Raw genomic sequence first — 24,404 nt, 5'->3', positions numbered from 1 at the left:
ATTGGCAGCAGGATCAGTAAGCCAATTTGTCGAAAGGGAGGAAAATGAAAACAGGAAGTGTGGAGGACGGATCAGAATGGAATGGAAGCCAGACAAAGATGCGGGAGTTCCGATCTATATACAAATCGCCAAAGAGCTGGAACGACAGATTGTGCTAGGAGTGCTGTCCCCAGGTACATCTCTGCCGCCGGAAAGAGTGTTGGCACGACGCTTTGGCGTCAATCGTGGGACGGTATCGGCAGCGTACGAAGAATTGCGGGCAAAAGGTATTTTACAATCGTGGCAAGGGAGCGGGACTTGGGTCAGTCGTGATCTGTGGGGCGTCAAACAAATGCCAAACTGGTACACCTACACGAATGGCGGGGCATTCTTGCCAGCCTATCCACTCGCGAAACGCATTCAGGATGCGTGCTTCGATTCCTCGATCATCAATCTGGCAAAGGCAGAATTGGCAACGACGATGATCCCGTCTTTGATACCAACGCCGCCGGGGGAAGAAAACGGGATCAGGCTTGAGCTGGGCTACGCGCATCCAAAGGGGGAGCCGCGTCTGCGTGAGGCACTGGCTGTGCATCTGCAAGAAAACTACGGCATTCACGCTTCCCCCGATGAAATTTTGGTGACGTCAGGGGCGCAGCAGGCATTGCATCTCATTACACTATGTCTTTTGAATCCTGGAGATGCAATCGCAATGGAGGGACCCTCTTATTCGTATTCCTTGCCCTTATTTAGTTCAGCTGGCCTGCGTTTATTTCGCTTGCCGATGGATGAGAACGGAATTGTACCCGAGGCTGTCTACGAATTGCATCGGGAGCATCGCATTCGCATGGTTTTCGTGAACCCGACCTATCATAATCCAACCGGGACGATTTTAAGCAAGGCACGGCGATCTGAGCTGCTCGATATTTGTCAGGAGCTGCGCCTGCCACTCGTAGAGGACGATGCTTACGGGGCACTTACACTGGCTGGAAGCCCTAAACCGCCCAAGCCGATCAAAGCCATCGATAAGACGGGGGCTGTTCTGTACGTCGGGAGTCTTTCGAAAACGATTGCGCCAGGCTTGCGAATTGGCTGGCTGGTGGGACCAAGATCTGTCGTAGAAAGACTAGCCGATGCCAAGCAGCAAATGGATTTTGGCACGAGCAGCGTCTCCCAGCAATTCGCCCGGCGATTTGTTGAGCGAAAGAGCTGGAACAATCAGCAGGAGCGAATGTCTCGTTACTTGTTGGAGCAACAACAAACGATGGTACGCGCTATGCACAAGCATCTCTCCGATTACGCGGTATGGAATGAGCCGGGTGGCAGCTATCATATTTGGTGTCGGTTGCTTGCTCCCAGGGACGAAAAAGAATTGCTGGATGATGCGGTCAGAGAGGGCGTTGTTTTTACACCCGGCAGCGTCTATGGAGCGGAAGCGGGGTGGCTGCGCCTGACCTATTCGTGGGAGTGCCCGGCGAACATCGAGGAAGGAGTTCGACGCATCCAAAAAGTCCTTCAGCAGAAAAAGCAATAAGAAAAGGGATTAATTCCTTATTTATGAAACTATTTTCCACCTCACTCGTATGCACTATAGAGGCAATTTTAGAAAGGGGGGGACAGTCGTGGGCGTACTTGAAACCGTCTACATAGTCTGCCTTGTACTTGGCCTACTCTACACGCTCATCTCACTGTTGTTTGGCGATGCGCTCTCGGATTGGCTGGGACATCTGCATCTGCCTTTTGCACAGCCTATTTTGTTGGTCAGCGGCATGACTGCCTTTGGCGGAGCGGGGTATCTGTTATCTCGGTACACTTCTCTCGGTGCGTTTGTCGTGTTGATGCTGGCAGCTGTCATTGGTATCGCTTTGGCTCTTGTTTCTTACTTCCTGTGGGTAAAGCCGATGAGCCATGCGGAAAATTCCACGAGCTATTCCATGAGTCAACTGGGAGGGAAGCTGGGCGAAGTCGGGACGACGATCCCGGCAGAAGGACTGGGAGAGGTACTGCTGCCGATGATTAGTGGAACCACGTACCATATGGCAGCGAGTCTTGAGGGCCAGGTTATCCCGCAAGGAGCCCGTGTCGTCGTAGTCGAGGTCCGTGACCATGTCTTGTATGTGATCCCCTTTTACACTGAATCTGGCGAAGGAGATGGGAAATGATGTTAGATCCTGGCGTTTTGACCATAGTAGGTGTTGTCGTCGCAGTCTTTCTCGTGTTGGGTATTGCTTTTTGGGCCCGTTACAAAACAGTGGGTGCAGATGAAGCCATGATCGTGACGGGTAGCTATCTCGGCTCGAAAAACGTACTCAGTGACGAATCCGGGCGCAAAATGAAGATCGTCCGCGGAGGCGGCGCATTTATCCTCCCTATTTTTCAACAAGCAAACTTTCTGAGTCTTCTGTCTCATAAGCTGGACGTATCGACTCCTGAGGTGTACACCGAGCAGGGCGTTCCTGTCATGGCAGATGGCGTTGCAATCATCAAGGTAGGCGGCTCGATTGAAGATATCGCGACCGCATCCGAGCAATTTATGGGCAAGAGTGACGAGGCACTGCGCGGAGAAGCACAGGAAGTCCTCGAAGGCTATTTGCGGGCAATCCTCGGCAGTATGACGGTGGAGGAAATTTACAAAAACCGTGAGCGATTCGCACAAGAGGTGCAAGCTGTAGCAACAAAGGATTTGAAAAAAATGGGGCTGTCCGTTGTCAGCTTCACCATCAAGGATGTCCGGGACAAAAACGGCTATTTAGCTGCGCTTGGAATACCGCAAATCGCTGCAGTAAAACGCGATGCGACCATCTCACAGGCTGATGCGGACAAAGAAGCGCGGATCAAGCAGGCACAGGCAGAGGAAGAGGCACGCAAGGCAGAGCTGCTGAAGGAAACGAACATTGCCGAAGCTGAAAAGGAAAAAGAGCTGAAGGTAGCGGCGTTTAAGCAAGAGCAGGACAAAGCGAAGGCGAGTGCGGACCAAGCCTACAAGCTGCAAGAAGCTGTCGCCAAGCAGCAGGTGACAGAAGAAGAGATGAAGGTCGATCTCGTCCGCAAGCAGAAGGAAATTGAGCTGGAGGAAAAAGAAATTCTTCGCCGCGAAAAGCAATATGATGCGGAAGTGAAGAAAAAGGCCGACGCCGACCGCTACTCAGTGGAACAGGCGGCAGAAGCGGAAAAAGCGAAGAAGCTGAGAGAAGCAGACGCGATCAAGTACCGCATTGAAGCTGAGGCAAAAGCAAATGCCGAGCAGAAGCGTCTGGAAGGCTTGGCAATTGCCGAGGCTGAAAGAGCCCGTGGTAGCGCTGAGGCAGAAGTCACGCGACTCAAGCTCGAAGCCGAAGCAGAAGGGAAAGAGAAGCTGGCTGAAGCATTTGAAAAATTCGGTCATGCGGCTGTTCTCGATATTATTGCGAAAATGCTTCCTGAGCTGGCTGAGAAAATTGCCGAGCCGATGAAGGCGATCGACAAAGTAACGATCGTGGATGCGGGAGGCGGTCAGGGAGATGGCGTCAATCGTCTGAGTGGGAATGTTACGAAGCTGATGGCCCAACTTCCTGAGATGCTGAAAGACGTATCCGGATTGGATATGAACAAAATGATCGCAGATTTTATGAAAAAGGATGATACCGTGCCTGCGAAGCAACAGCCTGTACCCGTAAAAGTTCAGGTAGAGACGGATTCAATTTTGGAGAACGAAACCAAATAATCAAATCGATCAGAGAAGAAGTGCCCCTTAGTGCTAGGGGCACTTTTTCATTGGAAAAAATTAAGGATAGTCTACCTGCTTCGCACGTCCATATCCTCTCAACAATTCACTGACCGTGACGAATTTATACCCTCTATTTTTCAGTTCAGGCAATATTTGCTCGAGGGCTTGTACCGTCTGTCTTCGATTGCCTCCGTAATCATGAAATAGCACGATGTCTCCATTCCGAGCGTTGTTCAAAACCTTGTTGACGATTTTTTTTACACCGGGATCGCTCCAATCACGTGTATCTTGATGCCAGGACCACATGATCACGAGAAAACCAGCTTGCTTGGCTGTATCGACCACGGTCTCGTCATAATATCCCCCCGGAGGGCGAAAGAGGGTGGGACGAACCCCTGTTGCCGAATAAATCGTCTCCTGCGTTTTTTGCACCTCTTCTAACAGTCGCTTCGCGGACAGCTTTCGAATATCTGGATGACTGTAAGTGTGATTGGCAATCTCATGTTGATCATTCGCGAGAGATTTGACGATTTCCGGGTACTCGCTCACACGATTGCCTACGACAAAAAAGGTGGATTTCGCTTGATACTGCTTCAAAAGCGCTGCGATCTGAGGAGTGTACACCTGATCTGGACCATCGTCAAAGGTAAGGGCAATCACCTTGCTCTCTGTCGGCACTTCCCAAACGATATCTCCTCTTGTTTCGTAATACTCGCGATTTTTTCCCCGAATGGCATTGGCTGTCTCGTTGAAGGAAGGAGCCAGAATGACAGCTAGCAAAAGGGGGAAAAAGAGGATATGCTTTTTCATTCGTTCACCTCGTTGCAGAGACTTTCGTGCTAGGTGGCTGTACGTGATGAGGTACTCATCGTTACTATGCGACAAATCTTGATGAATATTCCTGTGTGTCTTCGTGGAAAAGACACTTGTTCTTTTTATGTGGATAAATTAAGCTAGTAAGAACATAAGACGTGAGAGTTGGGTGGAGGAATCAATCATGAAGGTGGCAAAATTCGGGGGAACTTCTCTGGCGAATGCTGAGCAAATAAAAAAAGTATGCCAAATTGTTATGGCGGATCGGGATAGACGATTGATTGTTGTATCGGCACCTGGGAAACGGAACAAGGAAGACACGAAGGTTACTGATTTGTTAATTGCCTATGCGGAGCGATCTTTGGCTGGGGAACCGACAGAGGAAGCGAAACAAGCCATTTTCTTGCGCTATCGGGAGATTGTAGCAGATCTCGGGCTTTCTGCCGAGATCGGTCAAGCGATCGAAGCGGAGCTCGAGGAGGTTCTCGCAAACAAGGCGGGCTTGTCCACGGAAAGATTCATGGATGCAGTCAAAGCTGCCGGAGAGGATACATGCGCCAAGGTTGTTGCTCGTTATTTGCAGAGCTTGGGTGAGGTGGCGACCTACATCAATCCAAAGGATGCAGGAATGCTGGTTACGGATGAAGCAAGCAATGCGCATATTCTCCCTGAAGCGTATGCCAAATTGGCGACATTGCGAGAGCGGGAGGGAATCGTCATTTTCCCTGGCTTCTTCGGTTATTCGCGCGCCGGTGATCTTGTTACTTTTTCACGAGGTGGCTCGGATATTACGGGCTCGATTTTGGCTGCGGCAGTTGAGGCAGAAGTCTACGAGAATTTTACCGATGTGGACTCTGTTTATGTGGTCAATCCAAACCTCATTGCCAACCCGAAAAAAGTAACAGAGATTACGTACCGAGAGATGAGGGAGCTGTCCTATTCCGGTTTTAGTGTATTCCACGAGGAAGCGTTGATTCCCGCGTATCAAGCAGATATACCCGTATGCATCAAGAATACGAACAATCCTTCTGCACCTGGTACGATGATTGTGGCCGAGCGAGGAGCTGCTACAAACGGAGTGTCGGGGATTGCAAGTGACGGCGGCTTTTGCAGCATTTACGTCAGTAAGTATTTGATGAACCGCGAAATTGGTTTTGGTCGCAAGCTGCTACAAATTTTGGAGGAGGAAGAGCTTTCGTATGAGCATACCCCATCTGGGATTGATAACATTTCCGTTATTCTGCGCGAGCGTGATCTCACGGAAGAGAAGGAACAGCGGATTGTAGAGCGCATCCGCCGGGAGCTGTTCGCTGATGATGTCGCTGTTCAGCATAGTCTTGCGCTCGTCATGATTGTCGGGGAGGGCATGCGTCAATCTGTGGGGACAACGGCGAGAGCCACTACGGCTTTGGCTGCTGCGAAAATCAATTTGGAAATGATCAATCAGGGGTCATCGGAAGTAAGCATGATGTTTGGGGTGAAGGCCGAAGAGGCAGACCGTGCTGTGATTGCTTTGTATCAAGAGTTTTTTGGGGGAGAAGAACCGGTGGTTTCCTCATCGTCACAAGCCGCTTCTATCAGTGTGTAGTCACGTGCTTCAAATGACCCGCTATTTCCATCCTGTACCCATTGATAAACACGCCATGCTGGCTGGGCGGATGCGAGTCCCACAATCCAATAGCTAAGCGTAGGATAATGCCAGCCAGCTATGTCGCGTGCAGAAGGGATTGGCGGTGTATGGGGGTGTGTATGCAAGACACCTAACCATTGAATATTGTTCTTGCGAATGTGCTGCAAGGCTTGAAGAAATGTTGCCCCATCCCAAGCGAACACATGCTTGTCAGGTGAGTTGGGCATCGGTACATAGGCAGTAATCGTTGCTCCATGACCTGCGAGCAAAGCAGAATACTCATAAGGAAACGCCTCTTGTGCTTCGGCCAGGAGGCGTTTCGCTACTTTTTTCGTTAGGAATATTTTGTTATTCTTAATCGCAAAGGGGTCACCCAACCAAGCGGGATTTTTCATTCGGCTTTCGTCCTTCTTCTCTATTCGGCTATGATTTGGAGGTTAGCATTCGATGACTACGATACAAGTGGGAGTTTGCGGCTGGGGAGATCAGCACGAATTGTACGTACAAGGTGTGCGCAATCGAGACAAGCTGTCTGTATATGCCAGCCACTTTCCAATTGTAGAGGTGGATAGTTCTTTTTACGCTATTTTACCACAGCGAAATTACGAATCGTGGGTGAAGGATACACCTGAACGATTTGGCTTTATCGTCAAGCCTCATCAAGGGATGACGGGACATCAACGGGGGGATGCTTCGGGAAGCAGACGGGAATTGTTTCGTCAGTTTGAGGAGAGCATTCAGCCCGTTGTAGAGGCTGGCAAGCTCAAAGCATTGTTGTTTCAGTTTCCGCCGTGGTTTGATTGTACCCGGGAGCATGTCCAGTATGTGGCTGCTTGCCGCCAAGCCATGCAGGCATATCCGTTTGCGGTGGAGTTTCGCCATCAAAGCTGGTTTGAATCACGTTATTCGGAGCGAACGCTTGATTTCTTGCGCAAGATCGAAGCGACACATGTCGTATGTGACGAACCGCAAGTCGGGAAAGGCTCAGTCCCGATTGTTCCTGCCGTGACGAAGCCATCCTTGGCGTTGGTTCGCTTTCATGGGCGCAACAAAGCGGGCTGGCGAGATCCCGGAGAGGGACAAAATTGGCGAGATGTCCGTTATTTATATCGATACAGTGAGACAGAGCTTGCAGAGTGGGTTGAACACATCAGACTGCTCGAACAGGAAGCGGATGAAGTCTGCATTTTGTTCAACAATAACTCTGGAGGAGATGCAGCAGCGAATGCGAAGCAGTTTTCGGAGATGCTTGGCCTTGCACCTACTGGTCTGAATCCTCGTCAGATGGACCTGTTCTCCACGTAGGAAGAAAGAAGGGGAGTTTCATGCTTGCAGTAATTGCCATCTTGTTTGTCATCATTGGAGTCGTGGCTGGTGTCATTGGCAGTATCGCGGGTCTGGGTGGTGGGATTTTTTTCGTACCTGCTCTGCTTTATTTTGCGAACTGGTACACGCCTGGATCGATGAACCCGCAAGTAGCAGCGGCGACTTCGCTAATCGTGATTGCGGTAACCGCCCTTTCTTCTTCTCTTTCTTATCTCAAGCAAAAAAAAGTAGATAAGCAGAGTGCTCTGCTCTTCTTTATTGGGAGTGCCCCAGGTGCTATTGTGGGCGTGTATCTTAATACATTACTAGCAGTGGAGGGCTTTTCGCTGCTGTTTGGCTTGTTTCAGCTCTGCATGTTTGTCGTATTGATGGTCAAAGACAAAATCAAGCCACGCAGCATTAAGTGGGAAGTTCAACGCCACTTCGTTGACAACGAAGGAAATGAATACGTGTACGGGTATAGCAAATGGTCCGTGATTACGATTGCCTTCTTTGTCGGGATTACCTCTTCGCTATTTGGCGTGGGTGGCGGCATCCTGATGGTTCCTGCCATGATGATTTTGTTTCGCTTCCCGCCACACATTGCTACGGCTACGTCCATGCTGGTCATCTTTTTATCAGCGGTGGTTGGGTCCATCACGAATATCTTCCACGACAACGTACACTGGCTGTATGCAGCGATGCTCGCACCAGGAGCATGGGCGGGCGGAAAGCTCGGAGCGATTATTGCCAGTAAAATGAAGGGCCGCACCATCGTGCTGTTTTTGCGTGTTCTGATATTGGGAATTGCCATACAAATGATCGGAGAAGCGATTTTTGGATGATTTTTGGATAATGAGACGAGAGGGAGGGGAAAGCCGTGGCTGACACCTGTACCTTACATATTTTGCACACGAATGACTTGCACAGCCATTTTGATACGATGCCGCGAATTGCAACCTGCCTGAGCATACACCGAGAAGAGTGGGAGGGCAAGGGAGAGCATGTGCTCACGGTCGATATTGGAGACCATATGGATCGAATGGATATCCGATCGGAAGCGAGCTTTGGGAAAACAAACGTCCAGATCATGAACCGAAGTGCGATTCAATACGCGACGATTGGAAACAACGAAGGCATCACACTCCCAAAAGACAAGCTGAATGAACTGTACACAGATGCACGCTTCACGATCATTACAGGCAATCTGTTTGAACCGACAACCAATTCTGTCCCGTCTTGGGCTGTACCATACGCTATTCATACCGTAGGCGAGCTGCGGCTGGCGATCTTGGGAATGACGATTCCCTTTGGTCCCTCTTATCAAAGTATGGGCTGGGAGATCAAAGAGCCGATCCCGATTTTGCGTGAGCAGATTGCGGCGCTGCGCTCGGCAGTGGATGTTGTCATTTTGCTTTCGCATCTCGGCTATCAAACAGATTGTGTGCTGGCTAGTGAAGTCGATGGCCTGGATATTATTTTGGGCGGACACTCTCACCGGGCGCTGCCTCATGGAGAACGCATAGGCGGTACATTGATCACACAAGCCGGGCGATTTGGCGAGTATGTCGGTCATGTAGAGCTTGTCTGGGACAGGACTCAAAATGGCATCAAAGACGTGCGCGCAGAGCTTTTTCACACAGAACAGTATCAGGTAGACGAATCCTTGAGCCAGTTCATTGAGAGTGAAAAAGTATGGGCAGAAAATCGTTTGTTTCAGCCGATTGCGCAACTGGAGCAAGACCTGCATATAGGCTGGACGGAGGAGACCCCCTATGGTTCCTTCATCGCAGCAAGTATTCGCAAATGGACGGGTGCTGAGATCGGCATGGCAAATGGCGGGCTGTTGCTTGCAGATTTGGCTCGGGGCAGCTTGTCTTTTGCCGATTTGCTGCACAGTATGCCACACCCGATCAATCCCTGTGCAGTCACGATTACAGGCGCACAGCTCACCACTGTTCTGGAGCAAGCCATTCAACCGGAAATGATTCAGCGGGAGCTGCGCGGGTACGGTTTTCGCGGCAAAATAGAAGGCTGGATGTGCGTGGACGGATTGCACATCCGCTACAGTGAGGATGACCAGCCGCAAATTATCCAGATTGAAGTCAACGGGCAACCGCTTGATCGCGAGCGTCTGTATCGAGTCGGGACGATCGATATGTTTATGTACAATCGCATGTTTCCCGAGTTGCTGCTCGGCAGTGAGCTTACGTTTTTCTTACCCGAGATGCTACGTGAGGTGCTCGCCACCACGATAAAGGACCAGCAGATGCTGCAAAATGCGTTTCTTCCTCGTTGGGAAAAGATATCGTCCGCGTCAAAAAACCAATCGTAGAGACCGTTTTTTCGGGAATGCTATCGAAAAACGGGAGGAGACGAGCGATGCGCTTCATTGATGAGGTATACGAGCTGTACAGAGGACATTTTAATGGCGATGAAGAGGACATTACAGCGGTTGTCGTCGGCATTCTCGCTGAGCAGTCTCGGGATGATTTGTTGGACTTGGTCGAGGAAATGGACGAAGAAGAGCTATTTCACATGCTCGCAACGTATATGATTGAAGTCATGAAACGGAAAGTCGCGATGGAGGATGAGCACTTTCCGACAAGCATTATGCATTAAAATTCGATCAGGGAGCTCCCTCATCGAAACCTCACCTTTCTTTGCTAAATGTCATAGGATGTAACGCTAACAGACAGGAGAGAAAAGGGAGGAATCTTGATGGTCGAGGTAGTGCCAATCCACTTTCCAGAGGGGACGGCTATTGCTGTCACCGTTCGTTTGCCCAAGACGACGCTATTGGCTGTAACGACCGATCATGGCTACATCATGTGTGGGGCGCTGGATGTTGGGCTATTAAACGAAAGGCTAGCAGCGAGAGAAATTCTTGCTGGTCGTGCGGTGGGGGTCAAGACTATACAGGAATTGCTGGATGCACCGCTGGAGTCCGTGACGACGACGGCGGAGGAGAAGGGGATTACTGCTGGGATGATTGGGCGGGAAGCAGTCGTGAAAATGTTGTAAAACAACAAATGGTTTGCCTATAGAAAAACCTTTGTCCGATGACAAAGGTTTTTTAGTTTTCTCGCTCCTGTTTTACCAACGGGCATTTTGTTCTTCACAGATTCCGATCTTGTTTTGGACCACAACCGTTTTTCTGTCAGGTGTTGAGAGTGTCCCGTCATATCGGCCGATTACTTGATGCAGAGTGGTCCGCACCAACGCAAAATTTTTGTGCTCGGTTCGAGCAAAGAGCGGTGTAAAGGTGAGGCGTACGGCAGACGATTCTTCGCTCGCAAGCGTCCAAGGGAGCATCCGGTTGTCAGGATCGTAGGAAAAAAGCATTTGTTCACTCAGCTTGTAGAGGACACCGTCGATCATCAAGCCATTTTCCGTCATACCCGTTTCGTCCGTCCAGCCTTTGCCAAAGTTAAAGCCTGCGACACCTTCCGCGTGACAAAAAGAGCAGGTCGTCCAGTTCCAGCGAGTGTGATACGGCCAAACGCCACGTCCAAAATCCAAACTGGCAAAAGCATTCTGTCGATCGAGCAAATAGGTTTTCCCGTTATAGGCAATGGTGCCGTGCACAGGCCGGGCCGTTTGCTTCGATGTGAACTGAAAGCGCTCCGCACTCCACGGAATCACGACATTTAAGGACTCGCCTGGCGGATCAATCACGATGTCGAGCGAGAGAGGCTTATCACCGGGACAAATGGCAGTCGCTTGTACGCTCGTTCCGCTGGCTTCTGGGTGAAAGGAGACGGAGAGCTTGCGACTCGCAAAATGGCAAGGATCATCTACAGTGGCACCAAGCCGAATCCCTACACCAAAAGGAACCGTAACGGCACTGTCCGCGGTCTCCCCTGTCGTTAGATCAATAAAATGGACAAAGACAATGCCCGCGTAATCCAAATTGACCATCGCAATCGACATCGCACATTCAGGCGCGGTGATAAACCAAAAATTCCATTTTTTCCGGCGAAGCCAATGCCCACTAAATTGGCAGTCATGCAACGGATAACGGGACCAGCCAACCGCTTCGGGAAGCAAGCGGCCATCCTGGTCACATAATGAAAGAGGCTGCGTTAATTCTTTTTCGATAAGCGGCATATGATCATCTCCCTTGACAAACAAGGATTCTTTCAGACAAACTCATCCCAAGCGTCTTTCCTCGATAGACATGAAATGGAAATCTAGAAAAAATTTCATGTAGAATCAAGTCGAATCACGCTATAATAGGGATACCCTGAGGAAAGGCGAAGGAAAGGAAATGCGACTGAAATCCATTCAAAAATGCCAGCCGGGTGATAAACTGGCTCGTTCCATCTATACAGAGAATGGAACGATTCTCGTTGGGGCCGGAGTAGAACTCACCCAACGAATGATAGATCGACTCAAAACCAAAAACGTGAACAGTCTCTACATCCAAGACAAGCGCACCGATGATATCATCGTGGAGACAGTCATTTCCGAAAATACTCGCAGACAAGCAATGTCCATGATTCACGATACATTCCGAACTGTTCATCAAGTCCCGGACAAATGGCAGCAGCTTTTTTCGGACAAGGGTTTGGGACGTAAGCTGCGTGATGTCATGCAAATCGTTGCGGATGAATTGAACAACAGTGATTCAGCCATAAATTTATTGGCAGATGCTTGCGCCTTCGACAATTACATATTCACGCACTCATTTAACGTTGCCTTGTATAGCACCGCTCTTGCCATCAATACCGGCTGTTCGGAAAAAGATGTGTTGGAGATTAGTATTGGCGGTATGCTCCACGACATCGGAAAAGTGCATATCCCAGACAACATTTTGAAAAAGCCGGGCCGCCTGACGCAAGAAGAATTTGAAATTATGAAAAGACACACGGAGATCGGCTTTGAAATGCTACGTCGTCAAGACGACATCCCGTTGCTTGCAGCCCATTGTGCTTTTCAGCATCACGAGCGCTGGGATGGCACAGGCTATCCACGGCACCTGAAAAAAGAAGAGATTCATCCGTTTGGTCGCTTGATGGCTGTGGCTGATGTATTCGATGCCCTGACGTCGCATCGGGTATACCGTCGCGGAATGCTTCCTCACGAAGCGATGGAGGTGCTCTACTCCGGTTCAGGCAAACTGTTTGACCAAGTCTATGTAGAGGCTTTGCGAAATACGATTGCACTCTACCCTGTTGGTCTGACCGTCACCCTGAACAATGGTCTGTCTGGTGTCGTTGTCGATTCGAATAAAGGAATGCCGAGCCGTCCGATCGTCAGAATTCTGGTGGATGAGGACGGTCGGGATATCGAGCATCCCTATGAGTGTGACTTGTCCAAAATGCTGACGCTCATGATCATCGCCTGTGGCGATTTGGTATAATCAGAGCCAGTCTTTCTTTTTAAAAATGATAAACATCGTCGTGCCGATTACCGCCATACATCCCAGTACGATGTAGTAGCCGTAGGGTGAACGCAGCTCAGGCATCACATCAAAGTTCATCCCGTATATACCGGTCACAATCGTCAACGGCATAAAAATCGTCGTCAAGGCGGTAAAAACACGCATAATATCGTTGGCTCTGCCAGCGAGCGCCGCTTGATACGCTTCGCGCAAGTTCCCGATGAGCTCGCGAAAGGCTTCAAAGCTCTCTACAATTTTGCTGGCATCGTCTACAATATCGCCAAAGTACTTCCGCAGATAAGGTTGAATGAGCGGGAGTTCTTTTTTATGTAGGGCGTCAATCAAATCCCGCTGGGGAACGAGCATTTTACGGGCGTACAGGATTTCACTGCGCAGCCCGATAATTTGATCCAGATGGGATTTTTTCGTGTGCATCAAAATTTGTTCTTCCAGATCTTCAAGCAGGTCTTCAATTTTTTCGGTCACATCAAAATAAAGATCGACAATTTGATCGACCAGGTAGTAGAGAAATGTATCGGGGCGATTGACTTCCTTTTCCCGGATGATCGAAAGCATGGTAGTGAATTCAGGGGCCTCCTGCTTTGTTACGGTGATGATGGTGCTGCTACCCAGAAAAATATTGATTTCACGCAAGAAGATATCATGATTGTGGAAGGTAATGCCGTTGATGACCATAAAGTAATGATCCTCGTAGTTTTGCAGCTTGGGCCGCTGTTCTTCCTCGTCGATACAGTCCTCCACAGCCAGATGATGCAGTCCGAACAGCGGCTGTAAAATATCCAAATCGAATGGCGTGGCATGAATCCAGTAAAACCCGTTCACAGGTGGAGTAGCAGCCTCTTCGATGTCTTCTATCTCATTGATGATTCCGTTTTGTACGAGTCTGATCTTCATGTTCGATTCTCCTGCAAGTGGATTCGGTTGCGGCGGGTAGACGGGGCCAGATTTGTGTGAGAATCAGTTCATAAGCAGAGCGAAGTGCCCGGCGGCTGGGCGGAGCCTTTGATATGCGCTCTTGCTTGGGAGTCGTCATGCAAGTTCGCCTCCTCGATGAAAGCCTTCATCCTATATGTATGAACGTCAACTCGTCCGCTTTCCCGCTGCGGCTAGTGCTGGTAATTCCTTTTGATTCGTACTCATGCGAACCTCCGCACGTTTTATTGCCATAGTGTTCCTCACTTTCTACATTCCCTCTCTCTTATTTTACCGTGTAGGACGGTATGACCAAAGCCATTTTTTGCATACTACAAATAAGCTGAGCAGATGAAAAGGTGGATGTATCGACATGTGGACAAGCAAGAAGGCAGGTATGATTGGTTGTATCGTATGGATGTTGACAGGAGCCGGGTGGGGACAAGCTGCTCTTGCCTTGGAGGCGAGAGACGTACAGCCTCCTCCGACTGTGTTTGAGGAAATCCAGATTAAACGGCAGGATGTGACAGGCGATGGTAAGCCAGATCTGATAACGCTGCTAGGAAAGAGATTTGCAGCAGACAGTCCTTACTTCGAACACTTAAAAATCATGGTGCAAGACCCCGTTGCGAAAAAAACAACCTTTTTTACAACACCGTATGGCGCCTATCAGCCGGAGATGTTCTTTTGTGATTTTACCGGAGGGGGTGTGCAACAAATTTTGCTTCAGGCGCCGACTGGGGGCAGTGCAGGGACGTCTGAGTTTTATTTGTTCGCAGACAAGAACAATAAGCCGGTGATTCTGCCTGTTCCGCAACCCTTGACGATTTCGGGCTCCTATCAGGATCATTACAAAGTGAAGTTGACGATCAAGGAGACGGGGGAGACTGTCGTTCTCGATTTGTCTGACCGCAAAAAAATCTATGAAGAAAATGGTGTCTACAAGAACGGGAAGCTGGTTTCTCCAGTAGAGGTATTGCCTAACACCTTCAGCGTACTCAAGCCCATCGATGAGAACCGCGATGGCATCTGTGAATTAAAAGGGGAGCAGAGAGTCAGCGGTGTTGCCAACGCCGATACGATCGCGTATGTAGAGTCGTACTGGAAATGGGACAAGACAAGCTGGAAGCTGCAACGGGCAGTCGTGAGGAAAGCGGAAATGTAGGCGTTAGCAAGGCTCATTCAACCGCCCATTGTCAAGTTGGGCGGTTTACACCCGTTTGTAAAGAGGTATATAATTGAAAGGATATTCCAGAGATATATGTACTCAGATAAAAGGAGTTCAGGCTATGAGCACATGTCCGTTTTCCACCTTTTTTGGATTAAAAGGGAAAGGAAAAAGTGAATCTTTTTTTCAGGGGGTGAAGGAAAAGGGGGAAGTGCAGATTGTAGGGAAAAGCACACTCGCGAAGCAACTAGCAATGATCAACCTGACCGAAGAAGAACTGAGCATTGTGAAAGCACTTCAACCACTTATCATTCAAAATATTGAGGCTATTATTGATTACTTTTATGCCAGTATTGAAAATGAACCGCTTTTAATGAAAATTGTAGACCAAAACAGCACGATTGAACGGTTGAAACTAACGTTGAAGCGCCATATCTGCGAAATGTTTAGCGGACGCATCGACAGCGCCTACATTGAACAGCGCAGTAGAATCGCGGTTATTCATATGCGAATTGGCTTGGAACCAAAATGGTACTTGAGTGCATTCCAAAACATGCTAGTCTCCTTGATTGATCTCTTGCAAAAAAACATCGCGGACAAGGACGAGTTCGTACAAGCCATCACGGCCGTCACGAAGATTCTCAGCATCGAACAGCAAATTGTGCTGGAGGAATATGAAAACGAGCATGAAAAGGCACGGCGAGCGGATCAAGACAAAAAGGACGAGCTGCGAATCCTCCTGACCAATTCCGCACATGAGTTGGCAGCGGTATCAGAAGAAAACAGCGCGTCTGTGGTGCAACTGACAGAACAGTCGAGAGAAGTGCTTCGTTTTGCTGAAAATGGCACGGGCTTTTCCACGAAAGCACAAGATCTGTCCCGTGAAGGCAAAGAAAAGCTGGAAAAACAACAGGAACAAATGTGCTTGATTCAGAGCAGCGTCAAGCAAATCTCGGAAGAAATGAACGCGATGGAGAAAAACGCCGAAAAAATCCAAGGGATTGTCGAGGTCGTGACGGCGATTGCTGAGCAGACGAATCTCTTGGCTTTAAATGCTGCCATTGAAGCAGCACGGGCTGGCGAACAGGGACGCGGATTTGCTGTCGTAGCCGATGAGGTGCGCAAGTTGGCAGAACAGACGAAAAAGTCAGTATTTGGTGTGCGTGAGCTGATCGAAAAGACGAACCAACAGACAGTGGTTCTCTCGTCTGTCGTGGTAGAAATTCAAGCGCTGGTCCAATCGAGCACTGCGGTAGCAAACGAGACGAATGCCTTTTTTGAAGGAATCATGAGCGCTGTCTCAGACAGTAAAGAACAGAGCTCACGAATTCAGCGGGAGCTGGAAAACTTCTTCAAAGTCATGGAAGATATGAACCAAGCAGTGGCACAGGTTGCCAGCTCTGCGGATGAGCTATCGGAAATAACAGAAAATCTGTAGAAAAACAAAGATCAGGATTACGTTGTCGGTTCAAAGGGGCAATATTGGCGGCAATTACGCAATGGAGGACTGTAAACGTTTATGGAAACAACCGGACTTTGTCCGTTGTTGCGAATGGCATGAATCTCCCCAGGCTCAACAAAATAGTATTCACCCGTGCTGACATGAGTTGTTTGTGCTCGTAGAACTTCATTTTCATTATTCGTTTGGACATAAATCATATTCGTTAACGTACCTGAGACTACCAATTCCCATCCAAAAGAATCACCGTGATTATGCGGAATGGATTCTTGTTCTGTCGGCAGATGGATCAAGACCACTTCTACATGTGGCGTGGAGAATAATACTTTGCGCCCATAAGGGAGGTTTAGCGGCTCCGGGATGTATGGACCGAGTTGTTCCATGCAAGGAGACAGGGATACGAGAGCGTGTCTAAGCTGGGCAGGAGTAGGCGAAACGAGGGAGCCAAATGCTTGTTCCAGACGTTCCAGATTCATAAATAACCTCCCAAACGAAAGTCATACTCCCTACACCATATGATTAAAATTCAAGAGTAGTGATAGGCTGAGCTTGTTCAAAAGGAATTTCTTTACCAATATTATTGCATTGTAAATCAACAGGACTACTTGAGTTTAAGGCGCTTTTAGAGAAAAAGCGTCTTTTTTGTGCTATCGACAATAAGCTGACTCACCACCTATGTCGATGTTTGTCGAAAAGGTTGGCTTGTTTCGACACAGGGAATTATTTATTATTATCACATTGTAAATGAAGAGTCGTTTGTTTGATCAGGGGACGCTTTAGAATAAAGAGCGCCTCTTTTCTTTTTGTATGGACTTGGATTTCATTGGGGGATTTGTAAATGGAGAGGAAGAAAGGGCTACTAGCTAAAGGCATGCTCATGATCATGTTCACAGTTGGAGCATCACAAGGGGCATATGCTCAAGGAAACGTCCCAGTTGTATCAAAGACTTCGTACGCATCCATCGTGGAAGCGGATATTCCGGGGGTAGTAGCGCGTGTTTCTGCGAGTGTAGTAGCGATAGTTGGGAAACCGGAGGGGAATGAGAGCGTTAGAGATAACCGTTTTAATCTCGCTCATGGGACGGGGGTCATTGTAAAAGCGGACGGCTGGATATTGACGAACGCCCATGTCGTAAAGGATATGCGCAATCTCACAGTCATTACGGTAGACGGCAAGCAATACGGTGGAACCGTTACGAATATGGATGAAGAGAGCGACTTGGCTCTGGTGAAGATTCAGGCAACGGGCTTGCAGCCAGCAAAATTCGCATCCAATTACGCGATCCGTGTAGGAGAGCCAGTGATCGCGATTGGGACACCGATCTCTGTTTCGTTACGCAATTCAGCCACGCTGGGTATTATCAGCGGGGCAAATCGGTCGGTCAGCTCGACATATCGCTTGATTCAGACAGATGCTTCCATCAATCCGGGCAATAGTGGGGGACCACTCGTCAATGTAAAGGGCGAGGTCGTCGGGATTAATTCGATGAAATTCGTTTCAGTAGGAATCGATAATCTCAGCTTTGCGATCCCCGCAGATACAGCACAATACGTCATGAACCACTTTTTTACATATGGCAAAGTAAATCGTCCTTACTGGGGTGCAGAATTGGAGGAGAGCTGGGCAGCTGTGGTCGGACTTCCGACGAAAGAGCCGTTGCGCATTACACGTATTGAGCCGGGCTCACCGGCGGCAAAGGCAGGCTTTCAAGTGGGGGACGTCATTTATTCCATCAATCAAGCTCCGTTCAGTACATTGGTTGAATTTAATGAGCTGCTAAAAAAATACTTGCCAGGGCAAACCGTAGAACTCATGGTGCAGTCTGGTGGCGATATGGTTAAACGTAAAGTGCAATTTACCAAGCAACCATAGAGAAATGTGGAAAAATGAAGAAATGGGGAGTAGGCAATGGTCAAGAAAGACTGGAAAATGATATGTGCAATAACAGCGTTGACTGTCTCGTTGGCAGGGACTCAGGTAGCATGGGCCAACACACCACCTGAGCAAAACGTAGTGGTCAAACTTAAAGTAAACACGAGCAGTGCGAAGGTAAATGGTGTGGATACCCCAGTAGAGGAGCCATACTTCTCACAAGGAACGACGATGGTCCCACTCAGTTTGTTGACCTCTGCATTTGGAGTTACGCTGCAATATGACAATGAGACGCAGTTGATTGAGCTCATTTACAAAACAAAGAGTGTGAAGCTTAAGGCCGGCAGGAAGGAAGTGTGGATCAATGGCAAGGCAGTGACCTTGACTGCATCGCCTGAGACGAAAAACGGCAAAACGATGGTGCCGCTTACGCTCATTACGCAAGGATTGGGTCTCACGATTACCATCGATGCCAAGACGAACGACGTAAGCATCCTGGGAACGAAGCAGGAAGATACACCCCAGAAAGACAGCTCGCTTGACAGTGATGTGGGCAAAACCATGATTGGAGACAGCTACTACCGCTGGTCAATGAAATATCCTACGGGGATGATTCAGGAAAATCAAAGCTTCCAGGGAAATTACGTCCTGTTCAAGGATGCCAAGGAAGCGTCCTATTTGCTCGATATTTACATCGCGACGAACCAACCGGAGAATCTGTCTGGTAATGGACTCCTTGCTCGTTTGACTGACATGACGGAAAATTCCATCCTGTCCAAAGAGTATATTGCGAATGACAAACAGCCGTATGCGCGTCTGACTACGAAGTCTTCTGATGGCAGTATGAATGAAGAGCGAGCCTATCAAAAAGGGAGCAATATTTATTACGTGACGCTGTCAAGCATGAAAGAAGCCGATTTCCGCAATCCAGTGAAGTATGGCACCTACAAAAGCTTGCTGGACAGCTTCACCTTGAACTTCCCGACTGATGAAAAGTCAGTGAAGGATTTGTCTACGGTGGAAGGAAACTACCGCTGGTACACCAACGATGATTTTGCATTGAAAGTAAAAGTCCCTGCTGAGTGGACGCCGGATTACAGTAATGACATGTATTTCGAAAGCGATGAAGGCAGGGAATGGATGCAGATCAAGATTACCTCAAAGGAAAAAGACCTTACACTCGATGCTTGGGTCAAAGACCATGAGAAGCGTAACAGGGAAGAAGTAAATGAAAATTATATAAAGGTCAACCCAGAGGTGGGTTCTTCCACAATTGCTGGTGAGGCAGCAAAGGAACAGGAAAACAGCTACTTGGATGGAAAGACCTGGTTTACACAACAAAACCTGTTTTTTGTGAAAGGCAATTATAAATATTGGATTTCCATTGTGTATATGAAGGACCAGCCATCAGAGGAAGTAGCTGACCTCATGCGGACGATCAAGCAGTCCCTTTCGATTGATACAGCGAAAATGAATCCGTCCCTCGGTGAAATTATGGATGATGATCGAATCGACAAGAATAAGACGGTAATCATCAAAGACAAGGATGCCACGTTTTCCTTGGAGCTTCCGGAGTATTGGCAGGAAACACGGGAATTGGATGGAGGAAGGTCTTATCAATTTAATGGTGGAGATTTTAATTTCCAGGTTGGACAAGGCAATCTGAATGAAGTGAAGGATATCTTTATCAAGGCCATTGAGAATAACAAGACACTTAAATATACGTTCAAAGAAAACAAAGAGACGACGCTGGCAGGGAACCCCGCACATAAGTTGCTTATTCAGGGAACGGATGGGGCTACACGCTTTGAAAAGACTCTTTACTTCGTTCAAAAAGGTAATAAGACGTTTACTATGTATTGGTCGCTGTCGGAGTTCGCCAGAACCAAAACGATGGAAGAGCGTATTCAAAAAGTAGTGGATTCTTTGAAGTTCACGAAATGACGAATGGAACAAGTAGAAACGGCTGTCACGAAGGCAGCCGTTTTTTCGTGTCGACAGAAAACTACAGACCAACTATCATGAAAGTGCGGTAGCACATATCGTACAGGACGATTTGGGGAAGCGCCCCCGTCAGAATGTTTCGCAAAAAAGAGACTGTCTTTTATTTTCTTTCAAGAGGAGGCATGCGCATGTCAACTGCCATAATCAGTGTACGCACCCACTAGAGGGGGGCGTTGATCCAAACCACTTGTCATGATCGGAAGGTTTGGATGCAGATGAATCACAAATGGTATTTGTATGTCAATGCGTTGTCGTCCTTGGGATCACGGATGAATTTGATCGCGTGTAGCGCGTTGGTTTTTACATTTGAACATAATGCTTATTGGATGACTGCTTTTTTTGTGGCAAGACAACTAGGGGGGATGCTGTTTAGTCCCTTGGCAGGCATATTGGCCGATCGAATAGACAGAAGGCGTACCATGATCGCAAGCGACATGGGGGCAGGTCTTGCTATTGTGGCCATCGCTTTTTATCCGACGCCGTATGTATTAATCGCAGCGGCTTTTCTCAATGGCATGCTGTATACGCTGTTTCATATTAGCTTTCAGGCATCCATGCCGCAAATTTTTGGGAGTGAGCAACTGGTTCAGGTCAATGGTTTGAAGGTCAGGCTGGAATCATTGGTCGGCATCATAGGCTTCATGCTGGGAGGATGGCTGACAGATCGTTATGGCTATACGATTGTGATCGTTTTGGATGCCGCCAGCTTTCTTTTCTCTGCATGGATTTTGACGAAACTTCGTTGGGAGGAGAAGGGGGACAATGCGCGAGCTGCGTCAAAAGCATCGAGCGACTTTCGTGTCACCCTTCGCTACTTGCGGGAAACACCCGTGCTTCTGACAATTAGTCTGTTAGCTTTTCTCGTATCGTTCAGTACGTCTGCGTATAATTACGGGTTGCCTTTTTTGGCGGATCAATTGCGTGGTAGTGATGCTACTCTGCACGGATTAATGTGGACGGCGATGAGTGTCGGAGGCTTAATTGGCTCCTATGTGGCAGCTCGTTTGCGGGTAAAGCTGGTGAATGGGATGCTCGTCGCTTATGTTGTTAGTTCCGTGGGAATTGTAGGGGCATTCGCGGCAAACCATGCTGTGTTTGTGCTTCTGCTCTTGGTTTTCGCGGGTCTTTTTTCCGGGGCAGCACAGGTTTATGAGAGCACACTTTTGCAGCAAGCCCAAAATGAGCTACGCGGCAAGGTTATGGGGGTGCAGGGGCTCTTGAGTCGAAGCGGGTTCTTCGCTGGTTTTCTCATAGCTCCATTCTTGGCGGGTGCCTTCACTTTATTTGGGATGCTGGTCTTTGCCCAATTGATGTTTGTCGCAGGGATGATCGGATTTGGCTTGTATCTTAATTTTTCCAAAAAATAGAAATTTGGACTCTTTGTACACGTAGTCTTTTTTCGACCTTCTAACCATAGGATGTACCAGTTGGGAGGTGTCGGGATTGGCCGTATTTCGACCCCGTCGGCGTTGGAGAAACCCGCTTTCACGTACGAGAGCGTTTTTGATCGCGTTGGTTATCTTTTTTGTTTTGACGATACAGACCCTTGTGTTTTTGCAAAATCGATTGGAGCCCACTCTCATAATCCTGGCGACGAAAAAAGCCGAGCAATTGGCGAAAGAGGCGATAACAGATGCCGTAACCAAGCGGATTTCGCAGCAAGGGGTCGACTTCAATCAGATTGTCAAAATCGAGAAGAACAACAAGGGGCAGATTCAGGCGTATCAGTTCAACTTCAAGGAATATGCAAGAATCGTGGGCGAAACAACAGCGAGAGTCCAGAATAAGCTCCAAGAGTTCGAGCAAGAAAAAGTAGACCGCACGATCCCGCTTGGTTTGGCTACAGGAAACTCCTTTTTGGCATCGATGGGGCCGAATTTGCCAGTGACTTTCGTGCCCATTGGTTCGGTCAAGACCAAGCTGGAGACAGAGCTGAAGGAAGCAGGCATCAACATGGTGCTGGCGACGGTTTATATTTTCGTGGAGGTCGATTTGCGCATCGTCATCCCTTTTGCGACTGAGGAGCAGACGGTTACGACGAAAATCCCGATCACCCATTCCTTGATCATTGGCGATGTGCCGACGTATTTGTATAACAACTCGGAAGGCAAGCCGGATGTACCGCGGATCCCTGGTGATACACCGAACAGCACTCCGTAATCGCTGAATAGGAAAAAGCGGCAGCGCGTTGCTGTCGCTTTTTTGTGCACTCAGTATGGATTGTAAACACTAATCTAGGACAACACTTGAATTTGTTGAAATCAGAATATATAAACTTTTTTATCGCGCAGAAAATGACAAATTATAACAAATAAAATATGTTACCTTTATTTGGGAAATTATTAAATGTACCTGGCATATAGAATCGAACAAGTTAATGCATGTTACACCCTTTTGCCGGAGTACTAAAAGGAGAAATTTTATGCAAAAGAAAAAGCATATCTTAGTAGCATCCTCTTTAACCACTGCTTTACTATTCAATGTATTGACACCAACTATGGCGATGCATGATGCAAGTAACTCAGCAAAAAGAAATGATGTGATAGAATCTTTATATGAATTAGATAAAAGTATGGAAGCTGCAGAAGGACTATCTGAGGCAGAGCTTGCTAAAAAAGTGTTTAATAGTCTTACTCCTGAAGCTCAACAAAAATTTGTGGATTTTATGGTAAAACAAAGTGAGACTGGTGATTCCAGTTTATTAGATTATCATCAGGAAGTGATAGGAAAGGTTGAGAAAGTCAATAATAAAATGGAGAAGATGCCTAATAAAACAGCGCTAAAAGCCGATCCATTGGATATCCTATCTACTAAACTTGATAGATTAAAATTACCTAGACCAGTCTACTATTCGTTTATGGCAGTTGGTGGGGGTATAGCAGCAGCCGCAGCTGATGGGCCATTACCTATTGGAGATATTATTGGAGTACTAATTGCTGTTGGTGCTGGAGCAGTTGTCGGATACTATTGGGATGAAATAGAGCCAAAGTTTGACGAAATAATAGAAGCATTTCAAGATTCATTTACTGCGATGGCTGATGAAATTGTAGAAGCTTTTAACTATCTTTATGCAAAAGGAATAATATACTACTATGATATTCCTAAAAGGCTTTTAAATGATAAAGGTGATGGTGTTGATTTAGGTCAGTTTGATAAGAGAATAGATGGAAAAACCAGAGAAAATGAAAAAACCGGTTGGAGTATTCAAAAAGATCGGGGCAATAAGCCTCATGGTGGAAGTGCATGGAAACTTAGAGATAGTAAAGGTAATCGAAAGGCTACATTGGATGATACAGGTAAAATCCTTCGAGAATAAGCTTGAGGAGGAAAGTTGATGAATATCACTAAGATAGTTGAGGGCATATGGGGAAAGAAATGGTCTCCATCAGAGGATATGGAAAAAGATATAGAGTGTGATACGGCTCTCTTAGATCATAGCCATCTTGTGGCGGAACGGTTCCCACAAAAAAGTTTTACTCTGGATAGATTTCCCTTGCAAATAAAAAATCAAACTGTTTTTGAACAGGTAAATATCTTTTTTGATATGACGCATGATAAACCTACCTTAATTCATTCCTATCTAAGAGAAGAAGAGAAATTTAAACAGGTATTCCGTAAACTTTGGGCGTACAATTCGGTTTGGATTGAAACAACATTACCTAATGTAAACGTGGAAATAGCGGCAGTTGCTCTAGATAGTGAGAATAAAAAAATAAGGGTTAAAGAGATTCATTCGGAATTGAAAGCATCTGATAGTATGAGTATGAAAATAAATAATCTGCATGATTTTGAATTATTCCTTGAATTAGGGCTTCGTGAGAAAGTCCCTAGCGTTTTTATTTTTGAAGATATGAAGATTTGTGTATGGTCAAATTTTGATTTTTCGTTACCTTTATATTCGGGTGATGATAAATATACTGAGCTACTCCAAAGGATTTGTTCTACGGAGGGAATATATTTGCGCTCATTAACTGATTGATCATCGCTGGAAATGGCATCGAACGCTAAGTGCCGCCGACAAGCTCACCATAATGACTGAATAGAAAAAGCGACAGTGCACTGCTGTCGCTTTTTGTCGTGAAGGAACATGAAAAAGAGAGGGTTTGACACGAATACGATTAGCGAGTAAAAATGGTTGGATCTATGAA

Annotated in this window: 23 protein-coding genes; 18 read left to right on the top strand and 5 right to left on the bottom strand. The window is 47.5% G+C overall.

What is annotated here, in order from left to right:
• Positions 1-76 precede the first annotated feature (76 nt).
• From BBR47_RS24220 to BBR47_RS24210, 3 genes are all read left to right on the top strand, one after another.
• The gene (locus tag BBR47_RS24220; protein WP_015893081.1) at positions 77-1,513 is read left to right on the top strand and encodes a PLP-dependent aminotransferase family protein; all 1,437 of its coding nucleotides are present in this window, start codon (positions 77-79) and stop codon (positions 1,511-1,513) included.
• An 88-nt stretch (positions 1,514-1,601) separates the two neighbouring features.
• Positions 1,602-2,141 (top strand): NfeD family protein, encoded by a 540-nt coding sequence (locus BBR47_RS24215; protein ID WP_015893080.1) that lies wholly within the window; start codon positions 1,602-1,604, stop codon positions 2,139-2,141.
• The gene (locus BBR47_RS24210) at positions 2,141-3,682 is read left to right on the top strand and encodes a flotillin family protein (RefSeq protein WP_015893079.1); all 1,542 of its coding nucleotides are present in this window, start codon (positions 2,141-2,143) and stop codon (positions 3,680-3,682) included. Before BBR47_RS24215 ends, BBR47_RS24210 begins: the two co-directional genes overlap by 1 nt.
• A gap of 60 nt (positions 3,683-3,742) precedes the next feature.
• On the opposite strand, the gene BBR47_RS24205 is transcribed toward BBR47_RS24210, so the two are convergent.
• Complete coding sequence (locus BBR47_RS24205; RefSeq protein ID WP_015893078.1) at positions 3,743-4,495, bottom strand: polysaccharide deacetylase family protein; 753 nt, start codon at positions 4,493-4,495, stop codon at positions 3,743-3,745.
• 187 nt (positions 4,496-4,682) lie between these two features.
• Between BBR47_RS24205 and BBR47_RS24200 the strand changes: the two genes are divergently transcribed.
• The gene (locus BBR47_RS24200) at positions 4,683-6,086 is read left to right on the top strand and encodes an aspartate kinase (protein WP_015893077.1); all 1,404 of its coding nucleotides are present in this window, start codon (positions 4,683-4,685) and stop codon (positions 6,084-6,086) included.
• Here the strand turns inward: BBR47_RS24200 and BBR47_RS24195 are convergent.
• Complete coding sequence (locus BBR47_RS24195) at positions 6,017-6,523, bottom strand: M67 family metallopeptidase (protein WP_015893076.1); 507 nt, start codon at positions 6,521-6,523, stop codon at positions 6,017-6,019. The genes BBR47_RS24200 and BBR47_RS24195 overlap by 70 nt on opposite strands.
• 52 nt (positions 6,524-6,575) lie before the next feature.
• On the opposite strand from BBR47_RS24195, the gene BBR47_RS24190 reads away from it, so the two are divergent.
• From BBR47_RS24190 to BBR47_RS24170, 5 genes are all read left to right on the top strand, one after another.
• Positions 6,576-7,433 carry a DUF72 domain-containing protein gene (locus BBR47_RS24190; protein WP_015893075.1) on the top strand — a complete coding sequence of 286 codons (858 nt, stop codon included), beginning with the start codon at positions 6,576-6,578 and terminating at the stop codon, positions 7,431-7,433.
• Between the two features lie 20 nt (positions 7,434-7,453).
• Positions 7,454-8,278, top strand: a complete 825-nt coding sequence (locus BBR47_RS24185; protein ID WP_015893074.1) for a sulfite exporter TauE/SafE family protein — start codon at positions 7,454-7,456, stop codon at positions 8,276-8,278.
• Positions 8,279-8,313: 35 nt separating this feature from the next.
• Positions 8,314-9,768, top strand: coding sequence for a bifunctional metallophosphatase/5'-nucleotidase (locus BBR47_RS24180; RefSeq protein ID WP_015893073.1), 1,455 nt, complete (start codon positions 8,314-8,316; stop codon positions 9,766-9,768).
• A gap of 47 nt (positions 9,769-9,815) precedes the next feature.
• Positions 9,816-10,055, top strand: a complete 240-nt coding sequence (locus BBR47_RS24175) for a DUF6154 family protein (protein WP_015893072.1) — start codon at positions 9,816-9,818, stop codon at positions 10,053-10,055.
• Between the two features lie 99 nt (positions 10,056-10,154).
• The gene (locus tag BBR47_RS24170) at positions 10,155-10,457 is read left to right on the top strand and encodes a YunC family protein (RefSeq protein WP_015893071.1); all 303 of its coding nucleotides are present in this window, start codon (positions 10,155-10,157) and stop codon (positions 10,455-10,457) included.
• Positions 10,458-10,529: 72 nt separating this feature from the next.
• On the opposite strand, the gene BBR47_RS24165 is transcribed toward BBR47_RS24170, so the two are convergent.
• Complete coding sequence (locus BBR47_RS24165; protein WP_015893070.1) at positions 10,530-11,543, bottom strand: DUF2804 domain-containing protein; 1,014 nt, start codon at positions 11,541-11,543, stop codon at positions 10,530-10,532.
• Positions 11,544-11,703: 160 nt separating this feature from the next.
• Here BBR47_RS24165 and BBR47_RS24160 point away from each other — a divergent pair, with 160 nt between their 5' ends.
• Positions 11,704-12,798, top strand: a complete 1,095-nt coding sequence (locus tag BBR47_RS24160; protein WP_015893069.1) for an HD-GYP domain-containing protein — start codon at positions 11,704-11,706, stop codon at positions 12,796-12,798.
• Here the strand turns inward: BBR47_RS24160 and corA are convergent, their stop codons facing one another.
• Positions 12,799-13,734: a magnesium/cobalt transporter CorA gene (gene corA, locus BBR47_RS24155; protein ID WP_015893068.1), complete on the bottom strand. Its 936-nt coding sequence runs from the start codon at positions 13,732-13,734 to the stop codon at positions 12,799-12,801.
• A gap of 391 nt (positions 13,735-14,125) precedes the next feature.
• Between corA and BBR47_RS24150 the strand changes: the two genes are divergently transcribed.
• The gene (locus tag BBR47_RS24150; protein WP_041749623.1) at positions 14,126-14,917 is read left to right on the top strand and encodes a hypothetical protein; all 792 of its coding nucleotides are present in this window, start codon (positions 14,126-14,128) and stop codon (positions 14,915-14,917) included.
• 124 nt (positions 14,918-15,041) lie between these two features.
• The gene (locus tag BBR47_RS24145) at positions 15,042-16,358 is read left to right on the top strand and encodes a globin-coupled sensor protein (protein WP_015893065.1); all 1,317 of its coding nucleotides are present in this window, start codon (positions 15,042-15,044) and stop codon (positions 16,356-16,358) included.
• Between the two features lie 17 nt (positions 16,359-16,375).
• Here BBR47_RS24145 and BBR47_RS24140 read toward each other — a convergent pair whose 3' ends face one another.
• Positions 16,376-16,855 carry a cysteine dioxygenase gene (locus BBR47_RS24140; RefSeq protein WP_015893064.1) on the bottom strand — a complete coding sequence of 160 codons (480 nt, stop codon included), beginning with the start codon at positions 16,853-16,855 and terminating at the stop codon, positions 16,376-16,378.
• Positions 16,856-17,217: 362 nt separating this feature from the next.
• Between BBR47_RS24140 and BBR47_RS24135 the strand changes: the two genes are divergently transcribed.
• The 6 genes from BBR47_RS24135 (at position 17,218) to BBR47_RS24110 (ending at position 24,235) form a co-directional block, all read left to right on the top strand.
• Positions 17,218-18,252 carry a S1C family serine protease gene (locus BBR47_RS24135; RefSeq protein ID WP_015893063.1) on the top strand — a complete coding sequence of 345 codons (1,035 nt, stop codon included), beginning with the start codon at positions 17,218-17,220 and terminating at the stop codon, positions 18,250-18,252.
• Between the two features lie 36 nt (positions 18,253-18,288).
• Positions 18,289-20,196, top strand: a complete 1,908-nt coding sequence (locus BBR47_RS24130; protein ID WP_015893062.1) for a copper amine oxidase N-terminal domain-containing protein — start codon at positions 18,289-18,291, stop codon at positions 20,194-20,196.
• Between the two features lie 275 nt (positions 20,197-20,471).
• The gene (locus tag BBR47_RS24125) at positions 20,472-21,623 is read left to right on the top strand and encodes an MFS transporter (RefSeq protein ID WP_041749926.1); all 1,152 of its coding nucleotides are present in this window, start codon (positions 20,472-20,474) and stop codon (positions 21,621-21,623) included.
• A gap of 67 nt (positions 21,624-21,690) precedes the next feature.
• Entirely contained in the window at positions 21,691-22,416 is a 726-nt protein-coding gene (gene yunB, locus BBR47_RS24120; RefSeq protein WP_015893060.1) for a sporulation protein YunB, read from the top strand.
• Between the two features lie 262 nt (positions 22,417-22,678).
• Positions 22,679-23,572 carry a hypothetical protein gene (locus BBR47_RS31685; protein ID WP_015893059.1) on the top strand — a complete coding sequence of 298 codons (894 nt, stop codon included), beginning with the start codon at positions 22,679-22,681 and terminating at the stop codon, positions 23,570-23,572.
• Between the two features lie 18 nt (positions 23,573-23,590).
• Positions 23,591-24,235, top strand: a complete 645-nt coding sequence (locus BBR47_RS24110; RefSeq protein WP_015893058.1) for a hypothetical protein — start codon at positions 23,591-23,593, stop codon at positions 24,233-24,235.
• Positions 24,236-24,404 lie beyond the last annotated feature (169 nt).

The sequence above is a fragment of the Brevibacillus brevis NBRC 100599 genome (assembly GCF_000010165.1).
GTDB classification, from domain to species: Bacteria; Bacillota; Bacilli; order Brevibacillales; family Brevibacillaceae; genus Brevibacillus; species Brevibacillus brevis_D.
The sequence above is the reverse complement of the archived record's forward strand: the minus strand, read 5'-3'. Positions and strand labels throughout refer to the sequence as shown.

Coding starts and splice junctions, on each gene's coding strand:
- BBR47_RS24220 (WP_015893081.1), top strand. CDS start 77: ATGGAATGGAAGCCAGACAAAGATGCGGGAGTTCCGATCTATATACAA.
- BBR47_RS24210 (WP_015893079.1), top strand. CDS start 2,141: ATGTTAGATCCTGGCGTTTTGACCATAGTAGGTGTTGTCGTCGCAGTC.
- BBR47_RS24205 (WP_015893078.1), bottom strand. CDS start 4,495: ATGAAAAAGCATATCCTCTTTTTCCCCCTTTTGCTAGCTGTCATTCTG.
- BBR47_RS24200 (WP_015893077.1), top strand. CDS start 4,683: ATGAAGGTGGCAAAATTCGGGGGAACTTCTCTGGCGAATGCTGAGCAA.
- BBR47_RS24195 (WP_015893076.1), bottom strand. CDS start 6,523: ATGAAAAATCCCGCTTGGTTGGGTGACCCCTTTGCGATTAAGAATAAC.
- BBR47_RS24190 (WP_015893075.1), top strand. CDS start 6,576: ATGACTACGATACAAGTGGGAGTTTGCGGCTGGGGAGATCAGCACGAA.
- BBR47_RS24185 (WP_015893074.1), top strand. CDS start 7,454: ATGCTTGCAGTAATTGCCATCTTGTTTGTCATCATTGGAGTCGTGGCT.
- BBR47_RS24175 (WP_015893072.1), top strand. CDS start 9,816: ATGCGCTTCATTGATGAGGTATACGAGCTGTACAGAGGACATTTTAAT.
- BBR47_RS24170 (WP_015893071.1), top strand. CDS start 10,155: ATGGTCGAGGTAGTGCCAATCCACTTTCCAGAGGGGACGGCTATTGCT.
- BBR47_RS24165 (WP_015893070.1), bottom strand. CDS start 11,543: ATGCCGCTTATCGAAAAAGAATTAACGCAGCCTCTTTCATTATGTGAC.
- BBR47_RS24160 (WP_015893069.1), top strand. CDS start 11,704: ATGCGACTGAAATCCATTCAAAAATGCCAGCCGGGTGATAAACTGGCT.
- corA (WP_015893068.1), bottom strand. CDS start 13,734: ATGAAGATCAGACTCGTACAAAACGGAATCATCAATGAGATAGAAGAC.
- BBR47_RS24150 (WP_041749623.1), top strand. CDS start 14,126: ATGTGGACAAGCAAGAAGGCAGGTATGATTGGTTGTATCGTATGGATG.
- BBR47_RS24145 (WP_015893065.1), top strand. CDS start 15,042: ATGAGCACATGTCCGTTTTCCACCTTTTTTGGATTAAAAGGGAAAGGA.
- BBR47_RS24140 (WP_015893064.1), bottom strand. CDS start 16,855: ATGAATCTGGAACGTCTGGAACAAGCATTTGGCTCCCTCGTTTCGCCT.
- BBR47_RS24135 (WP_015893063.1), top strand. CDS start 17,218: ATGGAGAGGAAGAAAGGGCTACTAGCTAAAGGCATGCTCATGATCATG.
- BBR47_RS24130 (WP_015893062.1), top strand. CDS start 18,289: ATGGTCAAGAAAGACTGGAAAATGATATGTGCAATAACAGCGTTGACT.
- BBR47_RS24125 (WP_041749926.1), top strand. CDS start 20,472: ATGAATCACAAATGGTATTTGTATGTCAATGCGTTGTCGTCCTTGGGA.
- BBR47_RS31685 (WP_015893059.1), top strand. CDS start 22,679: ATGCAAAAGAAAAAGCATATCTTAGTAGCATCCTCTTTAACCACTGCT.
- BBR47_RS24110 (WP_015893058.1), top strand. CDS start 23,591: ATGAATATCACTAAGATAGTTGAGGGCATATGGGGAAAGAAATGGTCT.